Source organism: Streptomyces sp. NPDC045846 (assembly GCF_056431605.1).
This window is the reverse complement of the sequence record NZ_JBWKKJ010000005.1, coordinates 148350-166860: the sequence shown is the minus strand read 5'-3', so window position 1 is coordinate 166860 and position 18511 is coordinate 148350. Positions and strand designations below refer to the sequence as shown.

Genomic DNA, 18511 nt, shown 5'->3' with positions numbered 1-18511 from the left:
CCCGCCGACTCCGCACGGAGCCGCGGAGAAAGCACTCGACTCCCATGAGCAACAGCATCCCGAACCCGCGCCGGACGATCCTCGGATCCAGGATGATCTCGATGGCCGGGACCATTGGGCTCGTCGCCGCCGCGATGGCACCCTCCGCCGCGGCCGCCGACCCGGCGAGCACGTCCGCCCCCTGCGGCACAGGCGGTGTCTTCACCATCGCGCCGCACCCCACCTGCACCTACAGCTCCGTCGGCACGGACACCTTCACCGTTCCGGATGGTGTGACCGCCGCCACCATCGACTTGTTCGGTGCCGAAGGCGGCAGCGCGGCCGGCTACATAGTCCCGCACCCGGTGATCGCCGGAGCGCCCGGCGGCCTGGGCGGCGAGACCCGCGCGACTCTGCCCGTCATCCCGGGCCAGACCCTCCAGTTGACGCTGGGCGCGGCCGGCGTCCCCGGCTCGTCCCGGCACGGTGAGTTCGCCCGTCCCGGCGGCAACGGCCACGGGCGCGGCGGGGGCGGCGCGCACGGCGGCGGGGGCTCGGGCGGTGGCGGTTCGGACGTGCGGGACGGTGCCTTCGGGGACTCCGAACGCATCCTGGTGGCCGGTGGCGGCGGGGGCGCCGGCAATGGCGGACCCGAGTTGCGGGGCGGCGCCGGTGGCGGCGAGACCGGTCAGGACGGTGGTCAGAGCAACGGACCGCTGGGCTCCGGCCTGGCCGGCGGCGGTGCCGGCCAGGCCGTGGGCGGCCACGGCAATCCCAACACGCTGTACGGGGGCCCCGGCACGCCGGGCATCGATCTCGACCCCATCACCAGCGAGCCCAACCCCGGCAGCGGCGGTACCGGAGGCAACGGGGGCGCGGGTGGCCCCGGCGGCGGGGGCGGCGGCGGTGGCTGGCACGGCGGTGGCGGCGGCTCCGGCGGCGGGAACCCGGGCTACTTCCCCGGTGCAGGAGGTGGCGGCGGCAGCAGTTACGCCTTCCCGGCGGCCGGAGACGTCTCCCTCCTTCAAGGCGTCAACCACGGCAATGGCAGAGCCGTCGTCTCGTTCCAGTACGGGACTTCGGTCCGGCTCACCGCGGACTCGGCCGCTCCGACGTTCGGCCACGCCGTCACCCTGACCGCGGCCGTCACCCCGGCCAACCCGGCCGCGGGCACCCCGACGGGCTCGGTCACCTTCTCGGACGGCATGACCCCGCTGGCTACCGTGCCCCTGGACGGCGCCCGGGCGAGCTTCACCACCACCAAGTTCCAGCCGGGGGACCACCCCCTCACCGCGACCTACAGCGGCGACCCGAACTTCACGGCGAGCGGCACGGCGCGGCCCACCCCTGTGAGCGTCGGGTTCAGCGAGCCGTGCATCACCGGCCACCACGGCAGGCTGACGGTCGACTCCGGCCAGTCGGTGTGCATCGCCCCCTCGGGACAGCAGGACGGGCCGGTCGTCGTGAAGCCGGGTGGCGCCCTGGCCGCCACGGGCGCCCGGATCAACGGCCCGGTGACGGCCAACGGCGTGGCCGCTCTCACCCTCTGCCAGTCGACGCTGTCCAGCCCTCTCAGCGTCAACGGCACCACCGGGTTCGTGCTGATCGGTTCCGGCCTGGACGCCACACCGGGCTGCGCGGGCAACACGTTCGAGGCCCCGGTGAGCCTCACCGGCAACACGGGAGGCATGGAGGTGTCCGGCAACACGTTCAAGGCGCCCGTGACCCTTACGGACAACAACGGCAGCGGCCTGCTGGCTCACCAGTCCGTGCCAGAGTTCGAGGACAACCAGGTCCAGGGGCCCCTGAACTGCCTCGGCAACACGCCCGTGTTGGGCCAGAGCGGCAATGTGGTGCACGGTCCGGCCGCAGGGCAATGCCGCTGAAGAGCCGCAATCCGGACGAACACCGTCAGTCGCCTGCACGATCGCCCCGGCCATGACGGTGACGAGGCTTCCGTTGCCTGATGCCACCGGCCCGGACAGCGCGCGGATTCGGTGACGACCACCGCAGGTCGCGCGCCGCAGGCGATCCCAGGCGCGCAGACATGGGTGCCACCCCATGTCTGCGCGGCGCCGGACCAGCGGGGGCTGCTCGGCTGTTACGCCCGGTTCGCCGCCTGCTTGACGTTCCTGATCACCGGTGCGGTTTCGAGGTGGGTGATGGCGGGGAGCGCGGCGACCCGGGTGGTCAGGTACCGGTACAGCTCCCGTTGGTCCGCGCACACCACGCTCGCGTACAGGTTGGTCGGGCCGGTCGTGGCGGCGGCGAACGCGATCTCCGGATGTCCGGCCAGGGCCTGACCGGTCTCCTCCAGGTGTGCGGGGACGACCGAGAGCCAGAGCAGGGCTCGGGCGCGCATGCCGAACAAACGCCAGTCGACGTCGATGTCGAGATAGAGCACGCCCCGTTCGCGCAGCTCCGTCATCCGCCGCCGGACCGTCGACGGCGACCAGCCGGTCGCCACGGCCAACTGCTCCAGCCCGGCCCGGCCGTCGGTGGCGAGCACGGCGAGGAGCTTGCGGTCGCCGTCGTCGAGCCGCACCGGTCCCGGCCGGTGCGGCATCGGGGGCGGGCGCAGCCGCTCGATCGCCTGCGCGTCCAACGACCCGAGCTTGCCCACCAGGTTGTCCGGCCCTCCGTAGAAGGCGTGCAGCACGGAGTGCGCGGTCACGCCCTCCACGCGCGGGGTGCGCGGCAGTTTGGCCAAGAGCAGGGCCTCGCTGGCGGCCTCGCTCTCGGCACGGACCACGCAGGTCACCTCGGTCCCGCCGGACGTGAGGCTCACCCAGGACGTGTCGGGGCGTCCGGCCAGCGCCTCGGCGACCGGGAGGGAGGCGGCGGGCGCACATCGCACCCGCAGGAACCACAGGACGGCGCCCAGCGCGAGGGCGTCCACCCCGCACAACACGCGCACCATCCCGGCCGACCGCAACCGGGCGTACCGGCGGGCGATGGTGCGGTCGGACACGCCCAGGGCTTCGGCGATGGCGCTGAACGGGGCGCGGCCGTCGATCTGCAGGGCATGGGCGAGCCGTCGATCCAGCTCGTCGAAGTCGGATTCCATCGAGCCGAGCGTACGCGATGTCGAAATCTGGCACCATCAACTCCCTTTCTGGCTGCGGCATTTCGGTCCGCGCCATGTTGGTTCCGTCCCGAACGACACAGCCAAGGGGAGTCCATGGACACCGATGTACTCATCGTCGGCGCCGGCCCGACCGGAATGACGCTGGCCAACGAGCTCGTACTGACAGGAGCGTCGGCCGCCCTGGTCGACAAGCTGGCCCGGCGCAGCGACCTGTCCAAAGCAGGCGGCGTGCAGTCCCGCACCCTGGAGGGCCTCGACCAACGCGGCCTGCTGGAGCCCTTGTTGGCCACCGGCAACCATCCCGTGACCACCGGCCACTTCGCCGGTGTCCCGCTCCCGCACGACCCCGACCGGCACCGTCTGCCCTGGCGGGCCGTGCCGCAGGTGGTGATCGAGGGGTTCTTCGAGCAGCACCTCGCCGCACGGGGCCTCCACGCCCGCCGCAACCACGAACTGGTCGGCCTCGAACAGGACGACGACTGCGTCACCGCGACCTTCGCCGACGGCGCCACCATCCGCTCCCGCTACCTCGCCGCCGCCGACGGTGCCCACAGCACCGTGCGGTCACTCCTGCGGGCCGCCTTCCCCGGTCAGCCCGGTACGTTGACGGTCGTCGCCGCCGATGTGCGGCTGGACGGCGCCGACCCGGCCACGTCGCACACCTGGAACGAGGACGGGCACTGGGCGGCGCTGTTCCCGCTCGGCACCGATCCCCAGGGCAGGCCGCTGCGCCGCCTGGTCCTCGGCGGGCCGGGCCGGTCGCTGCCCAGGGAGGTCCCGGTCACCGAGGACGAAATACGCCAGGGCCTGAGCACCGTGTTCGGATCGCGCGTGCACCTGCGCGAACTGCGCTACGCCCGACGCATCACCAACGCGTCCCGGCAGGTCGAGCAGTACCGGCACGGGCGGGTGTTCCTCGCGGGCGACGCCGCCCACGTGCATCTTCCGCTCGGCGCCCAGGGCATGAACACCGGAATGCAGGACGCGTTCAACCTCGGTTGGAAGCTCGCCGCCGCCGTACACGGCTGGGCACCGCAGGACCTGCTGGACACGTATCACGCGGAACGGCACCCGGCCGGAGCCGCCGTACTGCGCAACGTCCGCGCCCAGAGCCTGCTGATGGACTGGGCCGGAACCCGCGATCCCGAGGTGCTGGCCGCCCGGGACACCTTCACGACCCTGGCCCAACTGCCCGACGTCCAGAACCATCTGGCCGACCTGATGTCCGGGATGGCCGTCCGCTATCCCATGCCCGGCACCGAGACCCACCCACTCGTCGGCCGACCCGTACCGGACCTGGACCTCGGCGCGATCCGCGTGCACGAACTGCTGCGGTCCGGGCGCGGCATTCTGCTCGACCCCGCCGACACCTTTGCCAAGGCCGTCGACGCCTGGTCGGACCGGGTGGACCGGGCGGGCCAGGGCGCCGACACCGAACCCATGCTCATCCGGCCGGACGGCTATGTGTGCTGGGCCGGCACGGACAACCCGGAACCGGCACTTGAGCGATGGTTCGGCGAGCCCCGCTGAGGCGGACTCCCGCGTACGGCTCGGCGAGCCCCACGCCGGCGTGGCCTCCGGGTGCAAGGTCGGATGAGCTGGGTCGTTGTCGGCCGGTCATGGCACACGTGCGAGACTCCTGACCTCATCTCAGGGAGGGGCACGGCACGTGGAGAAGTCCGAGGCGAGGGAGATCCTCACAAAGGCGCGGGAGGCGTGGGAGGCGCAGGAATGGCTGCGTTCCGCCGAGCTGTACGAGCAGGTCCTCGCGCACTATCCGGACGAGGAGCCCAGCGCGGTGTGGTGGTACGACGCGGCTCTGGCCCATAAGTTTCTGCGGAACTGGGCGAAGGCCTACGAGCTGGGCCGCGGGGCCGCGGCCCGCTCGCCACGCGGCAAGCAGGACCCGGCATTCTGGAACCTGGGCATCGCCGCCACCATCCAGGGCGACTGGGCGACCGCCCGCGACGCCTGGGAGGGCTTCGGCATCCCCATGCCGGAGGGCGAGGGGGAGATCAACGCCTCCTTCGGGCCGGCCTGCGTGCGGCTGGACACCGGCGGAGAGCGGGAGGTGGTGTGGATCCAGCGCCTCTGCCCCACGCGGGGGCGCGTGATGAACGTACCGGCGACCGCCGGCCGCCGCTTCGGGGAGATCGTCGTGCACGACGGAGAGCCGACCGGCGAGCGGACGTTCAACGGTCAAAGCGTCTCGGTCTTCGACGAGTTGCTGCTCCTGGAGACCTCTGATCTGCCCACGCTGCGAGTCAGCGTGAACGCGGCTGCGGCCTCCGACGTGGAGGCGCTGGTGGATTCCTTCTTCGCCCGGGACTTCGGCGCCGAGGCGGCGAGCAGCTTCCACATGCTGTGCGCTTGTTGCAGCACGGGCCGCGTCGACTGGGACACCTCCAGCACGCCTTCCCACGGTGGATCGCAGAAGGTCTGGCTGGCCGCCCCCGAGGCAGAGGCGCGACAGCTGCTGGAGGCGTGGGCGGCAGCCGCCGGACGCACCTGGAGCGACCTGGAGCCGGCGCATTAGCGTTTCTTAGCGGCCTCGGACGTCAGCGGCTCGTCGCGCACTCGCAAACTTCCAGATGCCGGGGCGGACGAGTCCGAAGAGCATGCCACGGACAACGGGCCCCTCCCCCCACCTTCAGTGGGAGAGGGGCCCGCGTGCGCCGGTGGCGTCACCCGTCGGCCTGGAGTCAGGAGACGGTCACGTCGTCGTAGTAGGTGTACGTCTCGTCACCCGCGTAGTCGTCGTCCTTGCTGGTGAGCGTGAGGGTGTAGCTGTGGCCCGCGGTCAGGGAGCCGGAGACGGTCTTCCAGCCGGCGCCGTTGGTGCAGGTCTTGGGCAGGACCGTGGCGGTGGTGCCCGTCGTGTTGTCCTTCAGCGTGGCGGTGGCCCAGTCGTAGGTGACCGTGTCGGGGCAGGTCATGTCGTAGGCGAAGGACACCTTGGAGCTACCGGCCGGCGCGGTGAAGGTCTGGGCGATGGAGGAGGTGTTGGTCGGGCTCGACGAGCCGACCAGGGCGCCGTAGCTGCCGGTGTGGGCGGCGTCGGTGCTGGCGGTGGCGGAGCCGGTGGCGGTCCAGCCGCTCAGGTCGCCCGACTCGAAGGTGCCGTTGGTCAGCGCGCTGCCACCACCGGTACCACCGCCGGTGCTGCCACCGGTGGCGAAGGCCGTGGTGCCGTTCGGGGTACCGAGGCCGGTCGGGCCGTCGTAGCCGGTGCCCGCGGTGCACAGGTAGCTCGGCGAGCAGGTGCCGTTGCTGCCGGTGGTGACGTCGTTGAGCGCGCTGGTGTGCGCGTACGGGTACTTCGACGGGTAGTCACCGGTGCCGGGCGTGCCGGCCAGCGCGTAGACGCCCGCGATGATCGGCGCGGAGGCGCTGGTGCCGCCGTACACGTTCCAGCCGCTGGCCTGGTAGCTGTCGTACACCGCGACACCGGTGGCCGGGTCGGCGACGGCCGACACGTCGGAGATGGTGCGCTTCGAGCAGCCGCTGTCGGTCTGCCAGCTGGGCTTGGCGTCGTACGCCGAGCAGCCGGAGCCGGTGCCCTCGGTGCTGTTGGTGTGCCACACCGACTCGGACCAGCCGCGGGCGCTGGAGTCGCGCTTCAGGGCGGTGCCGCCGACGGAGGTCACGTACTGGGAGGCCGCCGGGTACTCGGCGCCGTACGCGGAGTCGCCCGCCGAGACGGTGATCGCGACACCCGGGTGCTTGAAGTACTGGTTGTCCGCGGTGAGGTCGGAGGAGTCCTCCGCGCCGCCGTAGCTGTTGGACACGTACTTGGCGCCCCGGGCGACGGCGGTGTTGACGGCGGTGCCGAGGTCGCTCATGTTGGCCGTGCTGGACTCGACCAGCAGGATGTGCGCGTTGGGGGCGATCGCCGAGACCATGTCGAGGTCCAGGGAGATCTCGCCCGCCCAACCGGCGTCCGCAGTCGGGTAGTTGGTGCCGCCGCTCTGGTCGATCTTGCTGAAGCAGCCGTTGGCCGTGGTGCAGGAGGGCAGGCCGTACTGGCTGCGGTAGGCGGCCAGGTCGGACTCGGCGTTCGGGTCGTCCTGGGCGTCGACGATGGCGATCGTCGCGCCCGCGCCGCCGTTCGCGGGCAGGTTGTACGCGCTCAGCAGGTCGGACGGGCCGTAGCCGGACGGCACGGCGAGCGGGGAGACCGCGTTGACCGTGAGCGCGTGCGGCTGAACGATGTCGGTGCGGGCGAGCGCCTTGCAGGCCATCACGCGGTGCTTGGTGGGCTGCGAGCACAGCCGCTTGACGTGGGGGGTGGTCGAGGCCGACGCCTCGGCGGCCTGGACCGAACCGGCCGCGACCAGGCCGGTGGTGGCGAAGGCCAGCGAGACGAGCCCGGTCAGGGCGGTCCGCTGCGCGGCTCTTGATATATGGGGGATACCCATGGGTGGGGGTGCCTCTCTCGTACCGGTCACGACGCGTCGATCGACGGACGTGACCGCTCGGCTGGACTGCGGCGAACGGCATGCCGGGTCACGCCCTGAACAGACACTCGCCACCCCGCCGAAATATCCGCGTGAAGAGAGCAGCGAAAAGGAGCGCCGCGAATCGCACAGGGGATTCTCCTGGGCGTGCGGTGGCCATTTCGCGGGGAATTGATCTCTCCGCAGACAGGGAAGTAAGCCCCCGGACCGAAACGCGAACCTCATTCAACTAACGAACTGTCACCACGGGCTGTGGTGGCACCGTTCGCCGGGCGGAAGCAAACCAGACTTGACGAGCACCGGTCAACAGGTGCGACCTGCGGTTCGTTCACCCAACTCGTTACGGGGATGTGAACGGGACGGACAGATCAGGGCCAGAACAGGTAAATGTCAGGCGGGCCATTACTTGCGGCTGTACGGGAATTGGCCTCCGCCTGGCCCGGCAAACAGAAATGCATGGTCTGATCTTGACCACTCATTGACCACGATGCCAGCCCCGAGCCACCCAACCCTGCTTAGCAATGGGACAGTTGGGGCTCACCTGATCGCTTTGCCGGATTGCGGACGGAAGAGAGCAGGCCCTCGTCCGCCCCGCCGTAACGCCCAACCCTCACTTTCCGTCGAGCGCCGTGCGGGCTTTGGACGTCAACTTGTCGGAGTCCGGGCGGATTTCACAGCCGTGGCGTCGCGGACGGCACCCGACGCGGCTGGGGTATCCGAGCGGCTCATCGGGCGTTGACTTCCGACTCGCGGAATTTTCGCTGACGCCTCATCAGCTCCAGGACGGGTGAGTCCGAAAGCGCCACACGCGGTCAAACCCCTCCGCCTGGGGCCTACGAAAGGTACGGAGCGGGCGCCAGGGATTCTTCGGGGCGATCTCTGCCGCCGACACCGGAATTCACACGTAGCGCTCAAAGAGGGCCAGGACATACTCTTCGAGCCGGTCGGCCAGCAGGGCAGGAGTCAGATCCGAACGGCCCAGCTCGCGCCATGGGACGGCCACCTTCTCGGCGTCCGGAGCGAAGGCCAACGCGTCGAGCAGCCGCCAGTACAGGTGCGCCGCGGCCTCATCCGCGAGCAGGCCTCCGGCCGCGACATACCGGTCCGCGAAGCTCATGCCCAGGGGCACGCCGTGGAGCAGGGCCAGGGCCGTCGCGCAGTGGGCCACATCCAGATCGGCGGGACCCCACGAGGTCTCCACCCAGTCGACGACGCCGCTGATCCGGATGGAGTCGCCGTCACCATCGAAGAGAACATTGCCGGGATGAAAGTCCCGGTGAAGGAAGCGAGCCTGGTAGGCGGGCGGCGACTGCCGGATGACATCGACAGCCCGCTGCCACAACTCCGGCCGCGCCGTGGACTCGGGAGGCGTCACTCGCTCCGGGGAGGTCCAGGGCTGCCAGCTCCGCGGCCTCGCCTCCGTGGTGACCTCGACCTGGTGGATACGAACCAACTGGTCGGCCAGCAGGTCGGCGCGCCGCTCAACTCGGTCGCCGTCCACGCGGACGCTCCCGTGCAGCAGGGACATCAGCAAGGACGGATGGTCGCAAGAGGTCGCCGTGGCGTCCACATCCACGAGCACGGCCGCGGGCACATCCGTCTCACCCAGCAGGCGCAGGATCTCGGCCTCGCGTGTCAGCAGGCCCTCGGCGTGACGGACATAGAAGGGCTTCACGAACGACCGCAACACCAAGTCACGGCGACCGTCCGGCCCGACGATGCCCAGCCGGCGCATCTCCGAGGTCCAGCCGCCCCGCAGCCGGGTGACCTCGTCGATACGCTCCCCGGCGGCGAGCCGCTTGGCCACCCACGACCGCGTGGCACCCCAGCCCCGCACCTCAGGCCCGCCACCGACACGGCCCTCGCCCTCACCTTTGATCACGGACGGAGGCTATCGGCCCGCCCGGTCGGACAGGCGCGGGGGGCGGGCCACGGCCGAGTTGGAGAGGGCCCCGGCTCCGGCGAATTCTCCCGACGTGTTCGACACCGCCTCGCCTAGACCGGCCCCACCGTCGCGGCCTCCCGGCCACAAGCTCCCCTGGCTCTCTTCTTCCATGATCCTCAGGCCCCTATACTTCCTCCGGCTCGGCCGACGAGTCGTACAGGGGACGCACGGGGGAAACGTGACGGACTTCGATGTCGCGGTGACGACGCTGGGCTCGGGCCTCATGGTCGTCGCCGTACTGGCACTGGTGGTGCGACTCGCCTCACTCCCCATGCTCCTTCGATCCCAACGGGCCGCACAGCAGCGGACGTTGGAGGCCTCCGACGGGAATGCCCCGGTGAGCCTCTCGGCGGCGGCCGTCGGAGAACTGGCGCTCGGCCTGGTGGGCGGCGTCTGCCTGGTGCTCCTGCTGGACAGCGGCATGGTCAGCGGTTTCGACACCCTCTCCCAGCCGGTCGCGTGGGGTGACGTCGGCCCCCTGTCCCAGACGCTCGGCCTCTCCGACGCGATGGCACGGTTCTCGCTCCTGATCATCGGCATCCCGATCCTGCTGCTCTGCCTGCTGTCCTGGTACCTGACGCAGCGGAACCTGCTGAACACCGTTGGAGCCAAGGGGACTTGGGGGACCAGCACGGTACGCCGCCGACTGACCATCCTGCTCGTCCTGCGCGCCGTCGTGGGCCTGATGGTCCCTCTCGGGGTGGTCGTGGCCGCCTTGCTCTTCCAGCTGACCGCGCTCGTGGCCGGCCGACGGCTGCGGCCCGCTGCCGCCGTGACACCGCCCCCACCCGCGCACCACCCCGCGTACGGCCCGCCCAGCCCGTACGCGCAGACGTCTCCAGCCGCACAACCGGCCCCCACCCCGCCCGTCCCCGCCTTCCCGCCCGCTCAACCGGCTGCCTATGTGCCGACGCAAGCCCACCCGGCCGACCATGCGGCGCCGCAGGTCGCGTTCCACGACCTGCATCCGGGCGAGCCGAGGACCATCGCCGGGTACCAGCTGCTCGGCCGCATCGGGGCCGGCGGCATGGGCACGGTGTACCTCGCGCGGCGTGAGGGCGCGGCGACTCAGGTGGCCCTGAAGACCATCCACCCCGAACTCCTGGACCACGCCGAGCTGTTGCGCCGTTTCGAGCGCGAGGCGGAAGTCCTCTCGATGGTGTCCGGCGCCTACACCGCCCGGGTGCTCGACGCGGGGGTGGATGCCGGACGGCCCTACTTGGCCATGGAGTTGCTGGACGGACGGCCGCTCGACGTGCACCTGCGCGAACACGGCCCCATCCGCTCCCCCGAGGCTCTGCGGGCCCTCGCACTCGCGCTGGCGCTCGCCCTGTCGGGGGTGCACCGGCTCGGCCTGGTCCACCGGGACCTCAAGCCCGCCAACATCATGCTGACCAGTGCCGGGCCCCGGCTGCTCGACTTCGGCATCGCGGCGATCGTTGACGGCACCCGCCTCACGCGCACGGGCGGCGGCCCGGGAACCCTGACGTACATGGCTCCGGAGCAGTTCGGCGACGAGCCGACCGGTCCGGCCGCGGACATCTGGGCCTGGGCTTGCTGCGTGGTGTGCGCGGCACACGGGGCCAGCCCGTTCCAGGCGACCAGTACGGGCGCGGTGATCCGCCGGATCGTCGACACAGGGCCCGAGGCAGCCGCCCTCGCGGCGGTGCATGCGCTCGACCCGGCGCTGGCGGCCGTCGTCGAGAGGGCCCTGACCACCGATCCCGCAGGCCGCCCGGCGGACGGCGCGGCCCTGGTGGACCTGCTGGGCTCGTACCAGGGTCACCTCCCGGACGCGGCCGCCGCGCGCGACCAGATCACCCAGGGTTGGCGCACCCTGTCACTCTGACACTGGGAACAGGCAGCGCGGCAGAGCACCGAGGGGATCGGGCGCAGCACGCGGGCCGGGGGCCAGGGCCAGGTAGGGAGCTTGCATCCACCACCGCACGCGCCGTCCGGTGACTTTCTAGGGTCAGTCCTGGAGCGAGGCGAGCCAGGCGGTCAGGTGACGGTTGACCTCGTTCGGCTGTTCCTGCTGGATCCAGTGGCCGCAGCCGTTGAGGATGTGCGCGGAGACCAGCCCCGGCATCGTCGCCGGGAAGGCGTCGATCGCATCGGCCATCCACGTCGTGGAGGCGTCCAAGTCGCCACCGATGAAGAGGGACGGCTGCTTGATCGGGGCTCCCCGGTACGGAGCGAGATCCTCCCAGTCCCGATCCATGGTGCGGTAGCGGTTGAGGGCCCCGGCCATCCCGGTGCGCTCGAACTCCTCGGCGTACAGGTCGAGTTCGTGCTCGCTCAGCCAGGCAGGGCGCGGGCCGTTCGGGAAGCGGTCGCGGAGCCGACCCGTGGTTCGCTTCACGAAGTGCGGATCGGGCTCGCCCGGTCCCGGCATGGTGTCGGCGGACAGAGCGGCGAAGAAGCCCGCGAGCCAGCCCCGTACATCGGGTTCCATTTCCGCCTCGGCCCGGCCCGGCTCCTGGAAGTAGGACACGTAGAACTCCTCCTCATGGCCTCCGAGCCGGGTGAAGACCTCAGTAGGGCGCGGGCCGCCGGGCGGGGCGTAGGGGACGCTCAGCAGTCCGACCGCGCGGAAGACATCGGGGTGGAGCAGGGCCGACGTGGAGGCGATGGCGGATCCCCAGTCGTGGCCGATGATCACCGCCCGGTCCTCGCCCAGGGCACGTACCAGAGCGACGTTGTCCTCGACCAGGTCAAGCATCCGGTACTCATGCGGAGCCGCGGGCTTGGAGGAGCGGCCGTACCCGCGCACGTCGAGCGCGACCGCCCGGAACCCCGCCGCCGCGAGGGCCGGGAGCTGATGGCGCCAGGAGTACCAGAACTCGGGGAAGCCGTGCACGAGCAGGACCAGCGGACCGCTGCCCTGCTCGACCACGTGCAGCCGTGCGGCGGGCGTCTCGACGGTGCGGTGCCGACCGGCGAACGGCATGGGCTGGGACATGGCTCTCTCCTCGACTTCCGGGGAACTGCGGGCGCACACCGATGATGCGCTGGAGCGGCCGACCGCCGCGAAAATCCTTGCCCATCTGGCAAAGTGGCAGGACACGGCCTCAAAGGAGTCCGTCGGGAAGGGACGATCGACCGGTGAAGGACGACGCTGTAGCCGACACGCTGGCCGCGATGGCATCGCGGCTGAGGGAGGCTCGGGAGCACCGGAACGACACCCTCTCCGACGTGAGCCGCGCCACCGGCATCTCCCTCAGCACGCTGTCGCGGATCGAGACCGGCCGAAGGAAGCCGACCCTGGAGGTGCTGTTGCAGCTGGCGACGGCATACGGCCTCTCCCTGGACGAACTGGCAGGCACAGCACCCACCCGACCACGCCCGCCCGCACCGCGAGTTCGGGGCGACGACAAGACGGTCCTGCCGCTGACCCGCTACGTCGGAGGCCTGCACGCCCACAAGCACGTCCTGCCGCCCGTGGACGAAGTGCCGGAACGGCCACGACAGGTCGCGCACGACGGGTATGAGTGGCTGTGCGTGCTGTACGGGCGGCTATGGCTGGCGCTCGGCGACCAGGATCTCTTCCTCTCCGCCGGCGAAACGGCCGAGTTCGACACCCGCACCGCGCACGGCGTGGCGAACGCCGGTCCCGGCGGACCCGTCGAGTACCTGGTCATGTTCGGGCCGCAGGGCGAGCGTCTGCGGCAGCGTCTCCATCTGGCCGGTAGTCCCCCGGGCCGGTAGCCGACTGCGCCATCGCGGTACGCCGAGCCACGATCAAAAACGGACCCACCACAAGGCGGCACAAGGCGGTGCTGCCCCAGTCTCGCGATTCACTCCGACCGAGTGGTGTTCCGCGGTACGCCCTGAACGAGTCCGCATGCGAACCGCGGCCGGGGCTGCTGGGCAGAGAGGCCGGGGCGGGCGCGTCCGTGAGCATGTGAGCGCTCGCCGGATTGCCACCCGCTGTCCGCCCCGCCACCCGAGTGGAGGAGCCTCGGCCGTGGATCTGGGCCCATCGCCGAGGCACGGCCAGCCCCTGCCGGAGCCGGGCCCGAAGGCTGCGAAACCCGTTGTCGGAGCAGTGCCGAAGCGGGTTACGTCCAAGTCTGACGTGCCCCGGGGCGGTGGTCGCAGGGGGCCGGGCACGCGCCGGGCGGCGTCCGGCAGAAATGGCAGGGGTGGCATCGCTCCGTTGTGATGGAACTCAGATGTGTGTACCAGACAGCACATACGGGCTGCCGCAGTGGTCTCTCAAGCAACTTCGGCAAAGGAAACCTTTCATGGCATCTGCTCCCAGCCCCATATCGGACGAACCAAATCCGATCGACACGGGCGACACGACCCATCTCACTCTGCTCCAGACTGCGGCCATGTCCCGGCCGCTGGACGAGGTCGCCTCCTTGGCGCACCTCCTCAACCAGACCGGCGAACGACCACGGCCAGGCGATAAGGCGCTCCACATGGCTGCCGTCTCGCGCCCGCTGGACGACGTGCGCCAGCTGATCTCGCTCCTCAAGAAGCCCCCGCACACGGACGACGAAGCCGATACGGCTCTGCGCGCGGCCGCGGCGGAACGGCCCATCGAAGAGGTGGCCGAGCTGATCGCCAGCTTCCGCCCAGGGGCTGACGCGTCCCCCGTAGAGCGCGAGGCGCCGCATCAGGAGCCGCCTCCGAGGCCCTTCGGTCCGCAGGCCCCCGCACCGCAGAACCAGGACGTGCCCAAGGCGGCGATGGCCCCGGCGGGTGCCCCTCCGCCGCCCTCATCCGCGCCGGCGGTCGGCAGGCCTGCCCCCGAGGCACCCGCGGCGACCGCTGGGGCAGCGAGAATGCCCGCTCTGCGGTCCGTACTTCGCTGGCCTGCGGCGGCCGCTCTGCTGATGATCGGCGTGATCCACCTGCCGACCGACATCACGGCCGCGCAGTCCGGGAACAGGGCGGCGTACGCCTCCATGGGCATCGCTGCGATCTGTCTGATCCTGGCCTGCCTCCTGCCCCTGCACGACCCCGTCTGGGTCTGGGCGCTCGGCGCGGCCGCGGCCGTCGCCACCGCGGTGGTTCATGCGGTGGGCGCGAGGTTCGCCTCCGTACACCTCCTGAAGGACAGCCTGGGCAGCTCGTTCACGGGCGCGACCACGCTCGCGGTGTTGTGCGCGGTGGTCACCGCCGGGCTGGCGGTGGCGGTGCTGCTCCGCAAGTCGGACAGCGGGCAGCAACCGACACGATCTGAGTGACCCACCGCGTTACTCGGTGGCCAGGGCCCGGTTCCGCGTCACGGATCCGGGCCCGTGGGCATGCGGTACCGCGCGTCCGCCGGTCACCTGGAACGACCCCTCGCGTACGCCCAGGTCCTCCACGAGTTCCCATGAAAGGCCGTCACCCGCGACCTCGATCCGGTCCGGCGCCAAGGTGACGCTGCCGAAGACCTGCGGTTCGTCGCGCCGGACGCCTTGCAGCGTGGCGGTCAGCCTGGTCTTAGGGAGGTGAGCGCACACCATCCGGCACAGCTCGGAGCAGGCGTATGCCTGGGGCGGCCCGAAAGGGTCGACCTGTGGCTTCTTCATCCGCCCGAATCGGTCATGTCACCGACGGGGCGGGCTGGGCCGCCATCGGAGTCGCGGTTCACACTCATACGCTGGCGCTCTCCACAAGCCCAGCCGAAAGCCTGCGAAAGCGCCCGGCCCTCGGTGTGTCCGCCTCCGCCCCACCGGGTGCCCTGTCGCTTCACCGTACTGACAGCGCCCGTAACCTCGGGGCGGCCCGGGCGTTGAGTACAGCAACACGTGGAACTCCCTCCCGCCTCCTGGCGGTTCGTGTTCATCGGCCCTGACGCCGCCCTCCCATCGGCGTCAGGGCCAACGCGTGTCCGGTGCCGACGTCGGCTGGGCGCGAGTCGAGCGGGGCACCGGATCCTCCAGCCCGATGAACCTCACCGTTTCCGCCATGTCCGCCCGCGCGGTGCGCACCCGTGGTACGCCCTGCTTCTCGAATCCCACCGCGACGCCGCAGACCAACGTCAGGCCGTCGTCGGCTCCGACCGTCCGGCTGACCGTCTCGCGAAACATCGTCCACATGACCTGGGGGCAGCTGTGCAGCCCTTCGGCTCGCAGCAGCAGCATGACCGTTTGCAGGTACATCCCCGCATCCGTCCACTGTCCGGGCCCCATCGACCGGTCGAGGTAGCAGAACAGCACGACCGGCGCTCCGAACGCCTCCGAGTTCAGGGCAGCGATCTTCATCGGCCGGTCGGGGTCGTCGCGTTCGATCCCCAGCGCGTCGTACCGCTGGGCTGCCGCGGCGGAAAAGCGGTCCTTGTACGGTGAGGTCATTTCGGCCGGATACATCGGGTACTGCCGCTCGTCACCCGGGTCCCGCGCCAGCGCCCTGGCCCTCGCACGCTTCTTCAGCTCGGCCAGGGGCTCTCCGGCCACGACGTACACCTGCCACGGCTGGAGGTTCCCACTCGACGGAGCCCGCGCCGCTGCCGCCAGTACGCGTTCGAGTACGCCCTTGGGCACCGGCTCATCGCTGAACGCCCGCACCGCCCGGCGACTGCCCACGGCTTTGTACACATCCACGCCACTCCTCCTCTCGCCTCGGACATGGCCGTCACCGCCAGTAGTCGCTCAACGTGCACCACATCCGTCCGCCTGGTTCGCTGAGGGAACCCCTCCCCCGATGCCCCCTGGAGTAGCCATGAGCACCACGGACGGACTCGGAGACCGCAGCGCCGAACACGTGCTTGCCCAGGTGAAGGAGCTCGACGCCGCCGCCCTGCGCGCCCAAGACCCCGAAATACGGCAGGTCTTCCAGGACAAGGCCCGCCATCTCCGAGAGGAGAACGAGCGTCGCCACAACTCCGACGGTGACTGACGGGCCCACGCCCGGCCGCACCTGCCGGACTTAGCGTGAGAAACCGACCCCTTCGCCCCCGGCACGGACCGGGCCCGGCAGCGCAGGACAGGACGCCGGTGAGCGTCACGCGTCGATGCGTGAGCGGTCCAGGGTGGCGGCGGAGCTGGTGATGAACTCCTTGCGGGGCGCGACTTCGTTGCCCATCAGGAGGTCGAAGACCTGCTCGGAGGCCTCCAGGTCACCGATGTTGATCCGGCGCAGGGTACGGAAGCGGGGGTCCATGGTCGTCTCGGCCAGCTGGTCGGCGTCCATCTCGCCCAGGCCCTTGTACCGCTGGATGGCGTCCTTGTACCGCACGCCCTTGCGCTGGAACTCCAGCAGCGTGGTGCGCAGTTCGTTGTCGGAGTAGGTGTAGACGTACTTGTCCTGGCCCTTTTTGGGCTGGACGAGTTCGATGCGGTGCAGCGGGGGCACGGCGGCGAAGACCCGGCCCGCCTCGACCATCGGGCGCATGTAGCGCTGGAAGAGGGTCAGCAGCAGAATACGGATGTGCGCGCCGTCCACGTCGGCGTCGACCAGCAGGACGATCTTGCCGTAGCGGGCGGCATCGAGATCGAAGGTACGGCCCGAACCTGCCCCTATGACCTGGATGATCGCGCCGCACTCGGCGTTCTTCAGCATGTCCGACACGGACGCCTTCTGAACGTTGAGGATCTTGCCGCGGATCGGCAGCAGCGCCTGGAACTCGGAATTGCGGGCCAGCTTGGCCGTGCCCAGCGCGGAGTCGCCCTCCACGATGAACAGCTCACTGCGCTCCACGTCGTCACTGCGGCAGTCCGCCAGCTTCGCCGGCAGCGACGACGACTCCAGAGCCGTCTTGCGGCGCTGGGCCTCCTTGTGCTGCCGCGCCGCGATCCGCGTCCGCGCCGCCGCGACAATCTTGTCGAGAACAGCCCTGGCCTGCGCCTTCGCATCACGCTTCGTCGACGTCAAGAACTCCTTCAGCTCCCGCGCCACCACATTCGCCACGATCCGGTTCGCCGCCGAGGTACCCAGCACCTCCTTGGTCTGGCCCTCGAACTGCGGCTCCGCCAGACGCACCGTGACCACCGCCGTGAGCCCCTCCAGCGCATCGTCCTTGACCACATCGTCCTCGGCCACCCGCAACAGCTTCGCCGACCGCAGCACCTCATTGACCGTCCGCGTCACCGACCGCTCGAACCCGCTCACATGCGTACCGCCCTTGGGCGTGGCGATGATGTTCACGAACGACCTGAGCGTGGTGTCATACCCCGTCCCCCAGCGCAGCGCGATGTCCACGCCCAGCTCCCGGGTCACCTCCGTCGGCGTCATGTGCCCGCGCTCGTCCAGAACCGGCACCGTCTCCTTGAACGTCCCCGACCCCGACAGCCGCACCACATCACTGACCGCCTTGTCCTGCGCCAGATACTCGCAGAACTCACTGATCCCCCCGTCGAAACGGAACGTCTCCTCGGTCTTGCCCTCCCCCTCCAGACCCCGCTCGTCCCGCACCACGATCGTCAGACCCGGCACCAGAAAAGCCGTCTGCCGCGCCCGCTGATACAACGTCTCCAGCGACAACCTCGCATCCTTCAGGAAGATCTGGCGATCCGGCCAGAACCTCACCCGGGTCCCGGTCCTGGCCACAGGCGTCTTCGCGGTCCGGCGCAGCCCCGACGCCGGGGTGAACACATCGCCGGTGAAGGTGCCGGGGGTGCCGCGGCGGAAGCTGATCGCGTGGGTGTGGCCGTGCCGGTCGACCTCCATGTCGAGGCGGGCCGACAGCGCGTTCACCACGGAGGCGCCCACACCGTGCAGACCACCGGACGCCGCGTAGGACCCGCCACCGAACTTCCCGCCGGCGTGCAGTCTGGTGTAGGCGACCTCGACTCCGGACAGGCCGGTGCGCGGTTCGATGTCGACCGGGATGCCGCGGCCCCGGTCGGTGACTTCGATGGATTCGTCGTCGTGCAGGGTGACTTCGATCCGGTCGCCGTGGCCTGCCAGGGCCTCGTCGACGGAGTTGTCGATGATCTCCCAGAGGCAGTGCATCAGGCCGCGGCTGTCCGTGGACCCGATGTACATCCCGGGCCGTTTGCGGACGGCCTCCAGGCCCTCCAGGACCATGAGATGGCGGGCGGTGTAGTTCTCGGTGCCCTCGTGGCGGGGTGACGTTCTCACGCGCATGACTCCTGGGGGAAT

At 70.5% G+C, this 18511-nt stretch carries 14 protein-coding genes; 7 read left to right on the top strand and 7 right to left on the bottom strand.

Features of this window, described 5'->3' with window-relative positions:
* Positions 1–44 precede the first annotated feature (44 nt).
* Positions 45–1865: an Ig-like domain-containing protein gene (locus AC07F3_RS15830; RefSeq protein ID WP_479114352.1), complete on the top strand. Its 1821-nt coding sequence runs from the start codon at positions 45–47 to the stop codon at positions 1863–1865.
* 215 nt (positions 1866–2080) lie between these two features.
* On the opposite strand, the gene AC07F3_RS15825 is transcribed toward AC07F3_RS15830, so the two are convergent.
* Positions 2081–3046 (bottom strand): Lrp/AsnC family transcriptional regulator, encoded by a 966-nt coding sequence (locus AC07F3_RS15825; RefSeq protein WP_479114350.1) that lies wholly within the window; start codon positions 3044–3046, stop codon positions 2081–2083.
* A gap of 114 nt (positions 3047–3160) precedes the next feature.
* Here AC07F3_RS15825 and AC07F3_RS15820 point away from each other — a divergent pair, with 114 nt between their 5' ends.
* Both AC07F3_RS15820 and AC07F3_RS15815 read left to right on the top strand, forming a co-directional pair.
* The gene (locus AC07F3_RS15820) at positions 3161–4597 is read left to right on the top strand and encodes an FAD-dependent monooxygenase (RefSeq protein ID WP_479114348.1); all 1437 of its coding nucleotides are present in this window, start codon (positions 3161–3163) and stop codon (positions 4595–4597) included.
* A 139-nt stretch (positions 4598–4736) separates the two neighbouring features.
* Positions 4737–5603, top strand: a complete 867-nt coding sequence (locus AC07F3_RS15815) for a tetratricopeptide repeat protein (RefSeq protein ID WP_479114346.1) — start codon at positions 4737–4739, stop codon at positions 5601–5603.
* A gap of 166 nt (positions 5604–5769) precedes the next feature.
* Here AC07F3_RS15815 and AC07F3_RS15810 read toward each other — a convergent pair whose 3' ends face one another.
* Complete coding sequence (locus tag AC07F3_RS15810) at positions 5770–7485, bottom strand: peptidase S8 (RefSeq protein ID WP_479114344.1); 1716 nt, start codon at positions 7483–7485, stop codon at positions 5770–5772.
* Between the two features lie 937 nt (positions 7486–8422).
* Positions 8423–9406 (bottom strand): phosphotransferase family protein, encoded by a 984-nt coding sequence (locus tag AC07F3_RS15805; protein ID WP_479114342.1) that lies wholly within the window; start codon positions 9404–9406, stop codon positions 8423–8425.
* A gap of 241 nt (positions 9407–9647) precedes the next feature.
* On the opposite strand from AC07F3_RS15805, the gene AC07F3_RS15800 reads away from it, so the two are divergent.
* A complete protein-coding gene (locus AC07F3_RS15800; protein ID WP_479114340.1) occupies positions 9648–11318 on the top strand; it encodes a serine/threonine-protein kinase in 1671 nt (556 codons plus the stop codon).
* Between the two features lie 123 nt (positions 11319–11441).
* On the opposite strand, the gene AC07F3_RS15795 is transcribed toward AC07F3_RS15800, so the two are convergent.
* The gene (locus AC07F3_RS15795) at positions 11442–12431 is read right to left on the bottom strand and encodes an alpha/beta fold hydrolase (protein ID WP_479114338.1); all 990 of its coding nucleotides are present in this window, start codon (positions 12429–12431) and stop codon (positions 11442–11444) included.
* 143 nt (positions 12432–12574) lie between these two features.
* Between AC07F3_RS15795 and AC07F3_RS15790 the strand changes: the two genes are divergently transcribed.
* The gene (locus AC07F3_RS15790; protein ID WP_479114336.1) at positions 12575–13177 is read left to right on the top strand and encodes a helix-turn-helix domain-containing protein; all 603 of its coding nucleotides are present in this window, start codon (positions 12575–12577) and stop codon (positions 13175–13177) included.
* A 539-nt stretch (positions 13178–13716) separates the two neighbouring features.
* Positions 13717–14667 (top strand): hypothetical protein, encoded by a 951-nt coding sequence (locus AC07F3_RS15785; RefSeq protein ID WP_479114335.1) that lies wholly within the window; start codon positions 13717–13719, stop codon positions 14665–14667.
* Between the two features lie 9 nt (positions 14668–14676).
* Here the strand turns inward: AC07F3_RS15785 and AC07F3_RS15780 are convergent, their stop codons facing one another.
* Positions 14677–14997 (bottom strand): hypothetical protein, encoded by a 321-nt coding sequence (locus AC07F3_RS15780; protein WP_479114333.1) that lies wholly within the window; start codon positions 14995–14997, stop codon positions 14677–14679.
* A 285-nt stretch (positions 14998–15282) separates the two neighbouring features.
* On the bottom strand, positions 15283–16011 hold the full coding sequence (locus AC07F3_RS15775; RefSeq protein ID WP_479114331.1) for a nitroreductase: 729 nt from the start codon (positions 16009–16011) through the stop codon (positions 15283–15285).
* A 118-nt stretch (positions 16012–16129) separates the two neighbouring features.
* Here AC07F3_RS15775 and AC07F3_RS15770 point away from each other — a divergent pair, with 118 nt between their 5' ends.
* On the top strand, positions 16130–16306 hold the full coding sequence (locus tag AC07F3_RS15770) for a DUF6381 family protein (protein WP_479114329.1): 177 nt from the start codon (positions 16130–16132) through the stop codon (positions 16304–16306).
* Between the two features lie 105 nt (positions 16307–16411).
* Here the strand turns inward: AC07F3_RS15770 and AC07F3_RS15765 are convergent, their stop codons facing one another.
* Positions 16412–18490, bottom strand: a complete 2079-nt coding sequence (locus AC07F3_RS15765) for a DNA gyrase/topoisomerase IV subunit B (RefSeq protein WP_479114327.1) — start codon at positions 18488–18490, stop codon at positions 16412–16414.
* Positions 18491–18511: the final 21 nt, after the last annotated feature.

Bases quoted from the DNA above. Each gene is read 5' to 3' on its own strand.
- AC07F3_RS15780 (WP_479114333.1), bottom strand. From the start codon at position 14,997: ATGAAGAAGCCACAGGTCGACCCTTTCGGGCCGCCCCAGGCATACGCC.
- AC07F3_RS15795 (WP_479114338.1), bottom strand. From the start codon at position 12,431: ATGTCCCAGCCCATGCCGTTCGCCGGTCGGCACCGCACCGTCGAGACG.
- AC07F3_RS15785 (WP_479114335.1), top strand. From the start codon at position 13,717: ATGGCATCTGCTCCCAGCCCCATATCGGACGAACCAAATCCGATCGAC.
- AC07F3_RS15810 (WP_479114344.1), bottom strand. From the start codon at position 7,485: ATGGGTATCCCCCATATATCAAGAGCCGCGCAGCGGACCGCCCTGACC.
- AC07F3_RS15770 (WP_479114329.1), top strand. From the start codon at position 16,130: ATGAGCACCACGGACGGACTCGGAGACCGCAGCGCCGAACACGTGCTT.
- AC07F3_RS15820 (WP_479114348.1), top strand. From the start codon at position 3,161: ATGGACACCGATGTACTCATCGTCGGCGCCGGCCCGACCGGAATGACG.
- AC07F3_RS15825 (WP_479114350.1), bottom strand. From the start codon at position 3,046: ATGGAATCCGACTTCGACGAGCTGGATCGACGGCTCGCCCATGCCCTG.
- AC07F3_RS15830 (WP_479114352.1), top strand. From the start codon at position 45: ATGAGCAACAGCATCCCGAACCCGCGCCGGACGATCCTCGGATCCAGG.